Annotated in this window: 5 protein-coding genes and 2 pseudogenes; all 7 read left to right on the forward strand. The window is 37.1% G+C overall.

The genetic code is table 11. The features are described 5' to 3' along the window. Window positions 1-202 precede the first annotated feature (202 nt). The gene (locus ACFIJ7_RS07940; protein WP_375644978.1) at window positions 203-3,313 is read left to right on the forward strand and encodes an autotransporter outer membrane beta-barrel domain-containing protein; all 3,111 of its coding nucleotides are present in this window, start codon (window positions 203-205) and stop codon (window positions 3,311-3,313) included. A gap of 1,155 nt (window positions 3,314-4,468) precedes the next feature. After that, window positions 4,469-7,366, forward strand: a complete 2,898-nt coding sequence (locus ACFIJ7_RS07945; protein ID WP_375644979.1) for an autotransporter outer membrane beta-barrel domain-containing protein — start codon at window positions 4,469-4,471, stop codon at window positions 7,364-7,366. A 444-nt stretch (window positions 7,367-7,810) separates the two neighbouring features. Then, the gene (locus ACFIJ7_RS07950; RefSeq protein WP_375644980.1) at window positions 7,811-10,870 is read left to right on the forward strand and encodes an autotransporter outer membrane beta-barrel domain-containing protein; all 3,060 of its coding nucleotides are present in this window, start codon (window positions 7,811-7,813) and stop codon (window positions 10,868-10,870) included. Between the two features lie 750 nt (window positions 10,871-11,620). Further along, the gene (locus tag ACFIJ7_RS07955) at window positions 11,621-12,184 is read left to right on the forward strand and encodes a hypothetical protein (RefSeq protein ID WP_375644981.1); all 564 of its coding nucleotides are present in this window, start codon (window positions 11,621-11,623) and stop codon (window positions 12,182-12,184) included. 478 nt (window positions 12,185-12,662) lie between these two features. Beyond that, window positions 12,663-12,944, forward strand: a complete 282-nt coding sequence (locus ACFIJ7_RS07960; RefSeq protein WP_375644982.1) for a hypothetical protein — start codon at window positions 12,663-12,665, stop codon at window positions 12,942-12,944. Between the two features lie 498 nt (window positions 12,945-13,442). Beyond that, window positions 13,443-13,852 (forward strand): annotated as a pseudogene (locus tag ACFIJ7_RS07965) (autotransporter outer membrane beta-barrel domain-containing protein); the annotation flags it as partial. 168 nt (window positions 13,853-14,020) lie between these two features. Then, a pseudogene (locus ACFIJ7_RS07970) lies at window positions 14,021-16,015 on the forward strand (autotransporter outer membrane beta-barrel domain-containing protein); the annotation flags it as partial.

The raw sequence follows: 16,015 nt of genomic DNA on the forward strand, positions 1-16,015 counted from the left end.
AAGTGTGATTGTTAATTATTCTCTTATAGGTGGTTTTAGCGTAGAGCTTCTGCCAAATCTATTGGGGTAATTCATTGCACAGTTCAGATGAGCATGAGGCATGTTCTTTTTGTTACACTTTTCGTGTTTTGAGGTGTGCAATGGGATGTTTTGCAGGTGCTTTTATTTTTAATGAGAGGGGAAGAAAAGTTTCGAGGGAACTATGATTAAAGTTTTTAGAAATCATCTATGTTTGTGTGCTTGTACAACAGCTATCCTCTCTTTGTTCCAAAATGGAAGAGGAGTTTATGCGGCTACAGAGGAGAAGGATAGTAAACCTTATGTTATAAAGGTTATCCCAGTTGTCTCTGCTAATTCTTCTCCTCATCTTAGCGGGAGTAATAAGCATAAGCTTCCTCTTAGTGGAGAGAATGGGGATAATTATTATCCTCCTATTGGCAATAACGATGAGGGTATTCGTGGGGGGAGCGATTATCGTAAGCTGAGTGGAGAGATTGGAGAGATTGGAGAGAATGGGCATAAGAATAATGTAGATAATACGGTTAAAAATGAGGACTCTGATGGAAGAGGTTTGAATCCTGGGTTTTATTACTATAATGGGTTGTATTATATATGCGATAATTGCGGGGATTCTAAAATTGATAATAAATCTTATAGGATTACAAATAAGAACGTTTCCAACTATCCTGATGATCCTACTGCTATAACGGTGAAAGGAATAGGCACAAGGATTAGTGGGGAGGATGTAACGGTTCGTAGTCAAGTTGCTGATAAAACTTTTCTAATGGGGGTGCATGTATTAGAGAACGGTAAGATTGTTTTGGAAGATCCGATTATCAAAAATACAGTTATAGCCCTTCGTGCGAGTGATGGCGTGATTGAGGTAAAAAATGGAAAGATTAAGGAAAGTCATGAGGGTGTTGATGCAGCAGAGAACTCGTTTGTTCTTTTAGAAGATACAGAAATTAAGACCGCTAATGGGAACGCAAGCCTTTTAAGTTATGATCATTCAGAAATTTGGATGTCAGGTGGATCAGTTGATTTTATGAACAGCCATGGGGTTTCTTCGACGTTAGGTGGGAAGGTAAATCTCGAGAATGTTAAAATTACTGGGAAGGCGGACAACGGCAAGGATCATGCGGTTGTGCATATGGATTCAGGGGCGGCTGTTAATTTAGAGGGTACGACTATTCGTGCTATGGATGTCCATGGCATATTATTAGAAAATACAGTCAATTCTATTCCTTTGCAGGAAGTTAAAGATTTATCAAATGAAGATTCTGATTCAAAGATTCCTGTGACTGAAGTTAATATGAAATCCTCTTCTGTTACTGTAAAGGGTAAGGGATCTTATGGTATCTACTTGCGGGGAGAGAAGCCATGGAGTGAAGGTGGGGATAAAAAAGAAGAAATTTCATCAGAGGAAGAAAAAGCTTTACCACGATTAGAAGTTGTTAATTTGGATAAAACAGAGTTTTCTGTTTTAGACGATGCGGCTCTTTATGGTAGAAACATTATTTCTGGTGCGGTGGGGTTGGTGCACAGCACTCTTCGTTCAGGGAATTTTTTATTAAAAGCTGAGGAAGGTGCTTCTATAACAGTTTTGGCTGATGCTTCTACTCTTGAAGGTCGCACACATGTTGATAAAAATTCTAATGCCGAACTTTATTTGGGAGGCCGTTCTAAATGGATTTTACAACAACCGTTGAAAAAAGATCAACATGAGGCTGCCCATGATTCTTCTATTTCACTCGTTAGTCTTATGGGTGAGAGCTCTATTAATTTTAAAAGACATGAATCTTCTTCTGCTGATGATTATCAAACCCTTCGTATTGGAAAGGGAAAGGGTGAAGTTTATAGAGCACGGGACGGTGCCTCTATTTCCCTTAATACATACTTGAATAGTGGTGGTGCTCTTGATCATCAAAAGACTGATCGTGTTTTAATTCATGGTGATGTTTCGGGAAAAACAAAGCTCCAAGTGCATGGGGTTTCAGGAAGTCCAGGAGGATACACGGGAAGGGGAGGAAATGATGAAGGTATTTCAGTCATTCAGGTTTCTGGACAAGCAGAGCAAGATTCTTTTCAGTTGGAAGGTGGTTATGTAGCATTAGATAAATTACCTTATCAGTATAAGCTTTATAGTTATGGTCCAAGGTCTCATTTAGGAAAAGCAAACATGGATCAAAGATTAGTTGAAGGGAACGGAGAATTTTGGGATTTTCGCCTTGAAAGTAGATCTATAGATTCTGATGTTAAACCTAAACCAGATCCTGCTCCGAAGCCTTTTCCTGACCCAATTCCAGGACCAGAACCTTCTCCGGAGCCTCATCCTAAGCCGGGAGTTAAGGCTGTTGTTCCGCAGGTTCCGACTTATCTCCTTTTGCCTAATGCCTTACGCCATATTGGTTTGATGAATGTGAGCAATCAAAATAAGCGATTAGAAGCTTTACGAATTCCTTCTGGGGGCTTATTAGAAAGTCGTGAAAATCCTTTCTTTTTTGTGAGCGGTTATGGCGGCAATCATCGTTATACTTCAAATCTTTCCGCGCTTGAATATGGTTATGGCGGCGATCTTGATTATAATGCCATAGAGGCAGGCGTTTTGCTGAAAGCAATCGAAAATATGTATGGTTCCACTTCTTTTGGAATTATCGGGGCCTACGAGAGATTTTCTTTGCAACCTTTGAATGTTGAGCAGAGTCAAAAAAGTACATTTGATAAATGGTCAGTTACAGCATACGGTGGTATGCAGCATGATGCGGGTTTTTACGTTGATGGTCTTGTGTCTTACGGTTTGTTTAAAGGTGATGTTCTAACAACTGCACGTGGCAAGACGGCAACATTAAAGGGAAATCCTTTAAGCGCTTCATTGACTGCTGGTAAAACGTTTATGGTGGGGGAGGACGGCTTTGTTTTTGATCCGCAAGTTCAAGTTGTTTATCAATATCTTCAATTTAATAAAGTGCCTGATGTGGATGGCTTTGATATTGAGCTGGGAAAGCTTCATCAGTGGATAGGGCGTGTTGGAGGGCGTTTAACAAAGAGGCTGGTCGCAACTGATAAGGCTCAAGTTGTCTCTTTCTATGGCAAGCTTCATCTTGCTCACGGTTTTGAAGGAAAACAATTTGTGCATTTTAAAGATGCTTTTCAGCTAGGCTCTTTTGGTTCTTCGTTAGAAACCGGATTAGGTTTTAATGCCCAATTGTCTCAAAACTTTGCGCTTTACGGTGATTTGGTTTATCAGCACAAGCTAACGAAAGCTGGTTTTTCTGGAACTAGTTTCTCTGGTGGTTTGCGTTATCATTTCTAGAGTTGTTGCTGTTTCTGATTAATCTTTGAAAAAGCCACAAGTATAACTTGTGGCTTTTTCTCATTCTCTATTCATTTTGTGTTATAGCTTTTTTACGAGAGTGTAACTTCGCATATCTTTAATATGCTTTTGGGTTGGACTTCTTTCATTTTTTTGAAAAGTTTGAAGAGTTTGTACGTTATGGTTTCAAAACGCGTATTTCAGAGTGATTATTATATTATTTATTATATGCCGATTGATAAAGATATTTTTTAATTCAGGATGCGGAAATATTTTCAATGCTCTTATGATGAACCCATAAAAAGCATTCCTTTGCATATTATGTAAGATTGGCAAGTGGATAATTGTCTGAGAAAGGAGTCAATATAATTTTGGAAATTACCTTAGGAGGAGAGGATTTACAATATTAGAAATTGGCAAAGGAAAAGAAGATACTCAAGCGCAATGAGGGCTATATCTGATGAACTTTATATTATATCCGCTGTTGTTGTGAAATGGGGATGGAAAAAATGAGAGTTATCTGAGAAAACTGATGAATGAGAAACATAATGACATATTGTTTTTGGAAAATGTGTTTTCTTTAAATGCATAAATAAAAAGATAAAGTCATGTGTCATCTTCACTTTTTAAAATATGGCTCTGAATGTTTTTGAATATTGTCAAGTTGAATTAAAAGGAGATAGTAAAAATAGGAACTGATTTTTACACGTTCCTACTCTTTATTAGGCTGTCTTGCCATGAAGATTGTCTAAAAAGGTATATGTAAACTCTTGTTTTTCAATTTTGGCATATGTTTTGTCTGCTTACAAAGTACATATTGTTTCAATATAACATCTCTATCGTAAGGACGTTTATTATGTCCGTTCTGGGGGGGGGAGACAGCAGTTAAAGTAGGCGTTTTTAATGCATGTCAACCGATTAAGGCTATTTTGGAATAACAACTTTGAAGGTGATTTTTCTGTCGTTCTTCAGTTATATTTTTGCAAATTCTTTGTAAAAGCGACAGATTTAGATTGTATTTTTGAGTAATTTTTTAATTTCATATTTACATAAAATACAAAAAATATTAATAAACTTCCTGTATTTAAATCAAAACGTATTAAATTTTGATGCGTTATGCGTTGCTCTGTGGTGGGGCGGAATTATGGTGTAATTATGGTAAATATATTTAAAAATCGTTTCTCCTTATGTACTTTTACAACAGCATTTCTTTTTTTTGCACACAATGTTGATGTTTTTGCAAACAATGCTGAATCTCAAGTTTCCTCTGGAAAAAAGCAGTCTTCATGTGATCAGAATGCAGCATTTTATCAGTGTTCTGATGGTGGAGAGCACGCAATTAATAATAAAGTTTATTCACTAACGGATAAAAATATTAATGGTGTTTATGGAGCCATAGAGGCGTCTAAGAAAGGTACAATTATTGAAGGCAAGAATATAACTGTTAAGGGTATTTTGGATGAAAAGAATAATTCGGAAAAGATTTTTTGGAAATATGGAGTAAAGGCATCAGAACAGGCAGGAGTCTCTCTGAGTGTTTCCAATTTGAGTGGCGTTTTAGTGGGGGTGGAAGCTCAAGGTGGTTTCATCGTAATGTCTGGTGGATCAATTGATGCAATCAAAGTGGGGGCTGTTGCAGAAGGAAAATCTCAAAGTAGAGTTGATTTAACGAATACGCAAATTAGCCTAGGGAGTGTTGGGGTTAAAGCAGGAGAAAAAGGGTATTTTATTTTAGAGGGTGTTTCTATTACCGGCAAGGGTAGTACTGGCAAGGATGATCAAGGGCTGAATACAGGCCGTCAGGCAGCTTTTCACATATCTGAAAACGGTTATATTGAGTTTATGAAAGGTTCTGTTGATGTTACTGATGCTCATGGGCTTTTATTGCAGGGAAATAAAGGTTCTCAGATTAATATTGGAGATTCCAATATTACAGTGAAAGGTAATGCATTTTATGGTATGCATTTTGAAGGTAAGGCAGAATCAGAAGGCTCGTCAGAGGGGGAATCATTGCGCGTTGATTTGAGAAAAACGCGTTTTTTAGTTCCAGATAGTATAGCTCTTTATAGCAGTCAATCTGGAAAGTCTAAAATATTTTTAAAGGAAACAAAGCTTTTTGGAGATTTGTTGCTGAAGGCTGATCGTCACTCTTCTATAGAGGTTGTTGCTGATGCTTCTGCACTTGTCGGTCAAACTCAGGTTGATAACAGTTCTAAAGTCGATCTTATCTTGGGAAATAATTCACAGTGGGCTTTATTGCAACCAAGACAGAAAAAATTACAAGATCCTAATTATAGAGGCGTTTCATTTATTTCATCGGTAAGGCTTTCTAATAGTTCTATTACTTTTGAAAAAACAAAGTCCAGTACTGATCATGCATATCAAACGCTTTATATTGGAAAAGGAACAGGTATTGTTTATCAGGCTTTTGGTGATGCTTGGATTCATTTGAATGCACGTTTAAATCCTAGTGATACAAGTGATCATCAAGTAACGGATCGGCTTCTCATTCATGGTGACGTTAAGGGAAAAACTATAGTCCATATACAAGGGGTTGCGGGAGGTTTAGAAGAAAAAAATAAAAAAGCGCATAGTGTTTCAATTATTCAAGTTTATGGAGATGCATCGTATGACTCTTTTCAACTGAATGGACAGTATGTTGCCTTAGAGGGGGCCCCTTATAAATATGTACTTCGTTCTTATGGTCCAAGTGCTACTGGAGAGGAGGAGCATGTTAAACAGAAATTTGCTTTGAATGGAGGCGCATTTTGGAATTTTCGTTTAGAAAATGAATATGTTCAAACATCTGATGTTTCTAAAAGTACTCCTATGGTTTCTAAACGTACACTTCCTGCACATGCTTCTTTTGAGGATATTGTTCCAGAATCTTCTGCGGATATTGTTCCAGAATCTTCTGCGGATATTGTTCCAGAATCTTCTGATGATGTTGTTCCAGAATCTTCTGCGGATGTTGTTCCAGCGCCTTCTGCGGATGTTGTTCCAGCATCTTCTGCGGATATTGTTCCAGTGTCTTCTGCGGATAGTCTTTCTAAAATTGAAAATGTTTCTCCGTCTCGACGAGGTGTAAGATCTGTTGTTCCTCAGGTACCAACTTATCTCCTTTTGCCAAATAGTTTGTTCCATGTAGGTTTGATAGATATTAGCAATCAAAATAAGCAGCTGGAGACAGTACGGACTAATTTGGGTGGAATGTTGGAAATTCGTGAAAATCCTGCTTCATTTTTGCGTGGCTATGGTGGGAGTTATCGTTATGTTTCAGATTTATCTGCGCTTGAATATGGTTATGGAGGGGATCTAGGGTACTATGCGCTAGAGACAGGTGTTTTGCTACAAACTGTTGAGAATGTTGACAGTACTATATCCTTTGGGGTTATGGGGTCTTATGGAAAGCTTTCTCTACAGCCTCAAGATGTTGCACAAAGCCAAAAAAGTACATTTGATAAATGGACTGCTACAGTATATGGCAGTATGCAGCATGATGTAGGATTCTATGTTGATGGTCTTTTATCCTATGGTCTGTTTAAGGGAGATGTTCTGACAACTGCTCGGGGTAAGACTGCAACATTGAAGGGTAACCCTTTAAGTGTTTCCTTGATGAGTGGTCAGAAAATTGCCACAGGATATGAAGGTGTTGTTTTTGATCCACAGGTTCAGGTTGTTTATCAACATCTTCAATTTAATGAGGCTCGTGATATTGATAATTTTAATATTGATATGGATAAACTGGATCAATTGGTGGTGCGTATGGGGGGGCGTTTGATGAAGACTCTGACTGCGTCTGAAAAAGATCGTGATGTTTCTTTCTATGGAAAGATTCATTTTTCCCATGATTTTGGCAAAGAAAGAGCTGTGCGCTTTAAAGATTCTTTCCAGTTAGGGGCTTTTGGTTCTTCTCTAGAGGCTGGATTAGGTCTTAATGCTCGCTTGTCTCAAAAAGTTGCGCTTCATGGCGACTTGGTTTATCAGCATAAATTGAGCAAAGGTGGTTTTTCTGGGATCAGTTTTTCTGGTGGGTTGCGCTATCGTTTTTAGGATGATCATCTTGGGGTAAGTTGTTTAAAAAGCCACAAGCATAGCTTGTGGTTTTTTATTATTTGTTTGCAACTTTTAAAATAAGCTTTTTTAAAAAATGTTTTTTGCATGAGCAAGTTTGTTTCTTTTTAGAAACGAGATAAGGCTTTCTAGTTTGCAGTTCTTGCTTCTTATGTTGTTTTTCTTCCTTTAGTGTATTTTTATTAAATTCTCTTGAAATCACCGCTTTGGGGTGGATTTTTTATTTTTATCTATATTTTTACGTGTTTTTATAAATAACACAATTTTAAATTGTAATATTTTGGGATTCTGGCTTTACATAAAACATTTAGTGGATATATAAAATACAAAACGTATTTTAAATTATCGCACGTAACCAAAGTTATTAAACAGAACGCGTATTTTTTTGTTTTTAGAGAAGGGGAAGAAAGTTTGTAGAAAATTATGCTTAAAAATCATCTCTCTTTATGTCGTTTTACAACGGTTATTTTTTTCTTTGTATACAATGCTGATGCAGGTGAGATTCCTGCTGAGAAGAAGCCATATTCATGTAACGAAAGTGCCTCATTTTATCACTGTAATGATGGTCAACCGCATGAAATTTCCCAGAAAACTTATCGACTTACGGGTGAAAGTTCTGATGCTGCCATAGAGGCATCAGGGGAAGATACAGTCATTGAGGGAGAGGCTATAATCATTAACGGTGTTTCGAATGCAAATGGCTATTCAGGAGCAAATGCTTGGACAACAGCTGTAAAGTCTTCAAATGGGGGAGGCGTTGCTCTATTTTATTCCATGTTAAACGATGTGTCGATAGGGGCCGATGTTAATGATGAGGGAGCTTTTGAGATGCAGGATGGGGTGATTAAAGCAACCAGAATGGGGATCAGTGTTGCTGGTAAAGGGTCGTTTGTTGCTTTGACCAAGACAGAGATTAAGACATCTTCTGATGCGATAGGTCTTTTGAGTTATAATGGTGCAAAAATTTATATGAAAGGAGGGAAAATTAACTTTGCTGATGGTATTGGTGTTCAAACAGGAGGAGAAGGAGAAATTAATTTAGATGGTGTTTCTATTACTGGGAGGGGGAAACAGGGGACAAATACAGATAATCATCGTGAAGCTTCTGCTTTTAGTATGCTTCAGGGGAAAGGCTCTCTTAATTTCCAGAAGGGAAACGTTAATGTTAGCAATGCTCATGGCATTATATTGCAGGGGAATGATAATAATGATGCTCATATCAAATATTCCAATATTTTTGTGAGAGGCAATGCATTTAATGGCATGCGCTTTTTTTGGGAAGCTGTCTTCAATGATAAAAAAACAATTATACCTGGAAAAGGGTCTGTCCATTTGACAAAGACAACTGTTATGGCTCTAGAAAGTACAGCTATTTATAGCCGCCAATTTGAAACTTCTGTTAAACTCTCACAACATTCAAAAATTTCTGGTGATTCACTCCTGAAAGCTGTTGAGCGTTCCAATGTAAAGATTGAGGCTGATACTTCTACCCTTGTAGGAGGCGCACATGTTGATGAAAGTTCTACAGCTAAGATAGAGTTAAAAAATGGTTCAAAGTGGATTTTATCGCGACCAAAAGTTGACAAATTGCACAACTCTGATGCTTCTAGTTCTAAGTTAGGGGACTATTCCTTCATTTCATCGGTCAATCTTACGGATAGTTCTCTTGTTTTTGAAGAACTAAAATCCAAAACGACAGATGGTTATCAGACACTTCTTATCGGAAAAGGGGCAGGGACTGTCTATCGTGCACAAGGCGATGCGCGTCTTTATCTTAATACATATTTGGATAAAGGAGGAGCTCTGCAAGAGCAAAAAACGGATAGGCTTTTAATCAATGGTGATCTTGAAGGAAAAACGACAGTCCATGTGTATAGTGTTCCTAGAAGCCCAGGGGCATTAACGGGAGATGGTGGTAATGATCAGGGGATTTCCATTATTCAGGTTTATGGAAAAGCCGCTGAAGATTCTTTTCAGTTAAATGGGGGGTATGTCACACTTGAAGCCTCTCCCTATCAGTATCATCTTAAGAGTTATGGTCCAAGCTCTGCTTTAGGGGCGGCAGATTCCAATCAAAGAGTGCTTAAAAATACTGGAACATTTTGGGATTTTCGCCTCGAAAGTCAATTTGTTGATTCTACTTCTCTCGATTCCACTAAAGTTTTTCCTGTTCTTGATTTGGTTGTCCCTCCTTCTTCTGATGATATTCCTTCTTTTCCTAAAATTCATCCTAATATGACTGGAGGTGAGGATGGTTCTATTGCTTCTAACTCTCAGCAAAAACCTCAGGAGCCAAGTCTTTCTTCTCCTGTAGATTCTCCTGATAGGGACTTTCATCTTACTACCACATCTAATGTACCTGATGTTGTTGTGCTTGAGATCCCCAATCCTCCTTCCTCTCTTGCACCTGTTGTTCCCGCTATTGCTGAATCTAAACCAGTTGTACCACCTGCATCTGGTTCATCTGTTCCGCCATCTGTTTTTGAGCTTTCTTCTCATTTTGAACCAAATGTGAGAGTCATTGTTCCACAGGTTCTGACTTATATTCTTGTGCCAAATACCTTATTTTATGCTGGATTGATGGATATCAGTAATCAAAACAAGCAGTTGCAAGCGCTGCGAACTGTTTCTGGTCGGTTGTTGAAAAATGATGAAAATTCCGCTTTGTTTTTGCGCGGTTACGGTGGACATCATCATTATACTTCAAATTTATCTGCACTTAAATATGGTGATTATGGCGGTGAGCTTGATTATAATGCACTAGAGGCAAGTATTTTACTCAAGAAAATCGAAAGTGCATATAGTACGACATCCTTTGGAATTATGGGAAATTATGGCAAGCTTTCTTTGCAGCCTCGAAAGATTAAACAAAGTCAAGAAAGTATATTTGATAAATGGACAATCACAGCATATGGAAGCATGCAGCATGATACGGGTCTTTATATGGATGGTCTCTTCTCTTATGGTTTGTTTAATGGAAATGTTCTCACACTTGAGCGAGGTAAAACGGCTGCATTGAGAGGTAAGCCTCTAAGTGTTTCCTTAACTGCTGGTAAAACGTTTATGATAGGCAGCCGATATTTTGTTTTTGAACCACAGGTTCAGTTTGTTTATCAAAATCTCCAGTTTCATAAGACTCGTGATATTGATAATTTTAATATTGATATGCGAAGCCCGGATCATTGGGGGATGCGTGTTGGTGGGTATTTAACGAAGACACTTACATTTACTAAAGATGCACATGTTCTTTCATTCTATGGTAAGCTTCATTTCATTCGTAGTTTTGATGATAAACAATTTGTGTATTTTAAAGATGCCTTCCAGCTTGGTTCTTTTGGGTCTTCTTTAGAAGCTGGATTTGGTGTTTTTTCGCAACTATCTCCAAAAATTATTTTTCATAGTGATCTGATTTATCAGCATAAATTTACGAATGCTGGCTTTTCTGGAACGCATTTTTCTGGTGGATTAAGCTATCATTTTTAATTGTATTTTTTTAATACATCCTTTGTTAAAATTATAAGCACAAAACATGGTTTTATTGTATTGTTTTTCTGATTTTTGATTTTCATATATAATATAAAGCAAATTATGTGGACGACATGTAATAAGAATAATTAGTGCATGAACCAGATCTGTCTTTTCGGTTTTTTATAAAGATAAAATAAAGAAAGTTTAGACTAAATTATGATTAAAGTATTAAAATGCCATGTGTGTGTGTGTTCTCTTACGACCTCTATTTTTTTCTTCGCGTACAATATAGATGCGAGTGCAGAAGATTATAAACCTTCATATAATTCTTTTTTTTAATCGTATTCGTGTGATACAGTTGATGCTGCTCGTACTTTTGAAAGTCGTGATAAGTTATATATGAGTGGATTGGATAAGAGAACTACAGATGTTATTTTTACAATACAATCTCATAACATAGTTATTAAGCCGGAAAAAAGTAAAGGGGAAAAAGGCGTTTCAGGAACTGGTTGAATTTTAGAATTAAATAGATCTGAGAAGATTACATCAGCAGTGATTGTGTCAAAAGATAATAAAACTTCTTTTAAAAAGAGTTTTATTATAGGGAATGGCGAAAAGAAAAGTGATAGAAATACCACGTTACCTCAATCTGTGGTTGGCGTGAAGCAGGGCGGTTTTTTTCCTTTGATGAAGGTAAGATTCAGGTTTCTGATGTTCATGGTATAGCGGTTGAAAGTGCCGATCCTGTTTTTAAGGAAAGATCATATGAGTTGCAGGATGGTCTTATGTCTGGGATTTTTTTTTGAAAACACAGAGATCCTTATTAAAGGACAAGGGGTTCACGGTTTGCATTTTAGAAGAGCTCCTTCGCAATATGAATATCAAGAGGGAGAGCTTCTTACAAGTTTAGGTGAATTTTGGTTTAAAAAGACTGCTCTTCATATTCCCTATGGTAGGGCTATTTATAGTAACGATGCTAGGAGGTCTCCTTATATTACGATATTAGAGGATTCGCGTATTTTTGCTGATCGGTTATTAGATGTCAAAAATAATTCATTTGTCGCGCTTGATGCCTATGCGTCTTTTCTTGCAGGAGGAGCACATATTGAGAAAGGTTCTTATGGTAGTGTTGCGTTATTCAATCGATCTCAATGGACTGTAAGAGCAAATAAAAATGCGCTTAAAAATAATCATAAAAAAGTTCTATATTTTGTAGATTCATTTCTTTCATTGGTAAGGCTTATTGATAGTTCTATTTTTTTCAGAAAACCAAGAAATGATTTTTTTAGACACTTCGTATTAGGAGATTGGATGATGATCGTGGTTTAGATTATGCTTACGTTGCAGGGGGGACGCACGTTTATATGTTAGTGCACATCTTGCTGCAAATGGTAAAAGCAAGGGAATAAAAGCTGATAAACTTCTTAATCTATGGTGATGTTTATGGAAAAACTAAGATGCATATTGTCGATGTTTTAGTGGCTTCAAAAAAATAAAGAACCATAGCAAAGGTAAGCAAAAAGACGATAAAAAGATAGTCTCAGTGTTTCAATTGTTCAGGTTTATGGAAAGGTTGCGGAGGATGCCTTTAAACTGGCAACAGATTATGTTGCTTTAAGAGGAGCGCCTTATCGATATAGTGTTTTCGTGCTAATGGTCCAAATTCTTCTTATAGATAGGTAAAAGGTGGGAATGAATCCGTTAAAGAGAAAAATATTGAGTATAATGGAAATTTTGGAATTATCGACTTGAAGTTGAATATGTTCAGAAACTTTCTCATCTGCGTCATATTCGGTTGGAAAATGATGTGTCTCGTTCTTTAAGCACTTATACTCATCATAATAATGTTTTCGCTGATCATGATGCTTTTGTTCTTTATTCTGAAGAGGGCGTTAAAGCGGTGGTCCCGCAAGTTTCAACATATCTGTCGATGCCCCATGCTTTGTTTCAGGTTGGTTTGATGGATATGAACAATCACAAAAAACAGCTGGAAACATTGCGTATCGCTGCTGGGGCTTTAGGGGAAAATGGTAAAAAATCTCGCACTTTTTGCGCGAGGCTACGGTGGAAGTTATCATTATGTTTCTGACCACCTGAGCTTCAATATGGCTATGGCGGAAATTTGAATTATAACGCTATAGAGGCAAGCGTCTTGCTCAATGCGATTGAGGATATACATCACACTTTGAGCTTTAGAATAATGGGAAATGATGGAAAAAATCTCTACAACCTCAAGATCTTGAAGAAAGTAAAAAAGTATATTTGATAAATGGTCTATTACAGCATATGGCAGCATGCAGCATGATACAGGCTTTTGTATAGATGTCCTTTTTTCCTATGGTTTATTTAAGGGGGATGTTCTCATGCAAGCAAGAGGCAAGACAACAACATTGAAGAGGAACACCTTTGAATGCTTCATTTGATTGCGGGTAAGTCATTTATGACAAGACATAAAGGGGATAGTTCGTTTTTGCCTTTCTCTATTTTTTCATAAGCCTTTTTTTCATGACCGAAGGTCATGTCGTTAATTTAAATGTCTTCAGATTCTTCCGAACACTCATATTTGTTACAATTACAATTATAGTTAGGGGTTATTTTTGATCCGCAGGTTTAGGTTATTTATCAAAAGGTGCGGTTATAAGGCGTCTGATATTGATGGTTTTGATATTGAAATGGAAAACTTGATCTGTGGGTGATGCGTGTTGGTGGGTCTTTAAGAAAGATGCTTTCTGTCTCTGAAGAGGGCATTGTTGTTTCTTTCAATGGCAAGCTTCATCTTGCCAATAGTTTTGGAGGAAAACAACGTGTACAATTTGGAGATGAATTCCAATGAGGGGCTTTTGGTTTTTCTCTAGAAACTGGAGTTGGGTTGAATACTCTGTTGTCCTCACATTTTGCATTGCATGGAGATGTAACTTATCAACATCGTCTTAGCAAATTAGCAAAGCTGGTTTTTCAGAAACCATTTTTTCAGGCGGTTTACACTGTCATTTCTAGCTATACATAAACTATATAGTAACTTATATATAAGTATATATTGTTATATTAAGTATTAAAAGTAGCTCTTTAGTTTTATATTTATTGTATTTTAAGAATTCCGTTAGTTTAAATATAGATATTATTCTTAAATGAATAAAAATAGGGGAATAGGAGTCGGGAAGAGTTATGTTTTATGTATTTAAAAGACATGTGTTTTTGTGTAACTTTACAACAGCTATTCTTTATTTTTTTCAGGTTACTTATGTTAGTGCTGCAGGATCTTCAAGTGATGCAGGAGAGGCATTTTATAAATGCGATGATAGAAAAACACACTTTCTCGCAGATAAAGTTTATTACTTAAAAAATTCTCAGGAGGCTGCGCCTATTGCAGCTATATATGTAGAAAAAGCTGGCACTGTTGTTAATGCCTCTCAGATAACAGTTTATGGCGATAATTCAGATAAAATATCTGCCTATGGGGCGTATGTAAGAAATGGTGGAAAACTTAATCTAACAGCTGCAGATTTTAAGGACATACCTGCTCTTCGTGCTCAAAATGCAGTTATTAGCATGACAGTAGGGGAAATTAAGGGGGCTTCACATGCTATTTATGCATGGGGGAAAGAAACGGATATTTCTTTAGAGAGTGTGAATATCGATATTGAACCAGATAATTTGAAGGTAAAAGGGATCGGTATTATGAGTGGTTTTGATGCAATGGTTAGAATGTCAGAAGGTACCGTTAATTTTAATCAGATTGGCTCATTTTCAACTCGGTTTGGGGGGGGCTATATTCTTGATACTATGTGTATTACGGGGCAAGGAAGGAGGGAGGAAGCTAGAACAGATGGTGATGGCGCTATGGGGGTATTGCTTGAAGCTTTTGAGGTTTTTCAAGGGGGTGATGTTCATTTGAAAAAAAATGTTATTCATCTTAACAATATGCATGGATTCTTGATTAAAAATTTTTCAGGTTATGTAGACGATAATGGCAAATTAATTCAAAAGTATGTTTCACCAGATGGCTTTAAGAATACAAGTATTAAGATAGAAAAAAATAATATTTCTGTGAAAGGGGATGGAGTACATGGTTTGTATTTTAATGTTTTAGCTCCAGAAGAGCTTGCTAAGATGATTAGGCAACGAGATGATGAAAAAGTTTTAGAAATCCAAAAAGTTCTCACGGGGAAGGCATTTGTTTATTTATCACAGACAAATATGACAGTTCCAGATGGTATTGCGATTTATGCGAAGGGGAATAGAGGCTATGGGGCTGAAGGTATTCTTGAATTATCTGATGAAACAAAGATTTCTGGTGATTTGTTGCTAAAAGCTAAAAATAACTCTTCTCTATTGGTGAAAGCAAGTGCTTCTTCTCTTACAGGAGGTACGCGTGTTGACGATAAATCAACTATTGATTTAGAGTTAACCCACTATTCAACATGGTATCTTACTAAAAGTAAATACAACGGTTTACGGGAATCTGTTTCATCACTTTCTTCTCTAAGTCTTTCCAATAGTACACTGATCTTTAATGATGAAGATATATCGAATGGTTATCAAACGCTACGCATTGGAAAAAGGGCGGATATAGACGCAGGAGATAGAATTCTCGCATCAAAAGATAAAAAAGTCTACAGTGCTGAGGGAAATGCTCAGATTAAGTTGAGTGCATTTTTGAGTGATGAGGGTCTGTTTGATCCCGAAAAAACCGATCGTATATTGATTTCTGGTGATGTCTCGGGAACGACATTCATTCATGTGCGAAATTTTCCGAAAGCTGCAAATAAAGAAGTCTATGATGGAAGAGATCAAAGCATTTCACTTATTCAAGTTGCTGGAACAGCGCAGGCAGGTTCTTTTCAACTCGCCAATGGTTATGATAGTTATACTACAGTGAAAGGTTTTCCTTATCAATATCGTATTCGTGGTTATGGTCCGAATTCGCCCTTTGGAAAAGCGGATATTAAGCAAAGATTAGTGGAAGGTGAGGGGGATTTTTGGGATTTCCGTCTTGAAGGTATCTATATTTCTTCTAGAATAGGTACTTATAATGGTCCACTTATTAAACCGGCTTCGTTTTCATTATCTCGTCCTTTAGATTCTCCGCCCCCCAATCCACTTCCTACGTCATTGACATCTGCCACAGCTTCTTCTTCTACATCTTCTGATCCTGTTGAT

The organism is Bartonella sp. MR100HLJHH (genome assembly GCF_042194215.1).
In the GTDB taxonomy this organism is placed as follows: domain Bacteria; phylum Pseudomonadota; class Alphaproteobacteria; order Rhizobiales; family Rhizobiaceae; genus Bartonella; species Bartonella grahamii.

Excerpts from the sequence above, each read along its gene's own strand:
- ACFIJ7_RS07955 (WP_375644981.1), top strand. The coding sequence starts at position 11,621 with ATGAGTTGCAGGATGGTCTTATGTCTGGGATTTTTTTTTGAAAACACA.
- ACFIJ7_RS07950 (WP_375644980.1), top strand. The coding sequence starts at position 7,811 with ATGCTTAAAAATCATCTCTCTTTATGTCGTTTTACAACGGTTATTTTT.
- ACFIJ7_RS07940 (WP_375644978.1), top strand. The coding sequence starts at position 203 with ATGATTAAAGTTTTTAGAAATCATCTATGTTTGTGTGCTTGTACAACA.
- ACFIJ7_RS07945 (WP_375644979.1), top strand. The coding sequence starts at position 4,469 with ATGGTAAATATATTTAAAAATCGTTTCTCCTTATGTACTTTTACAACA.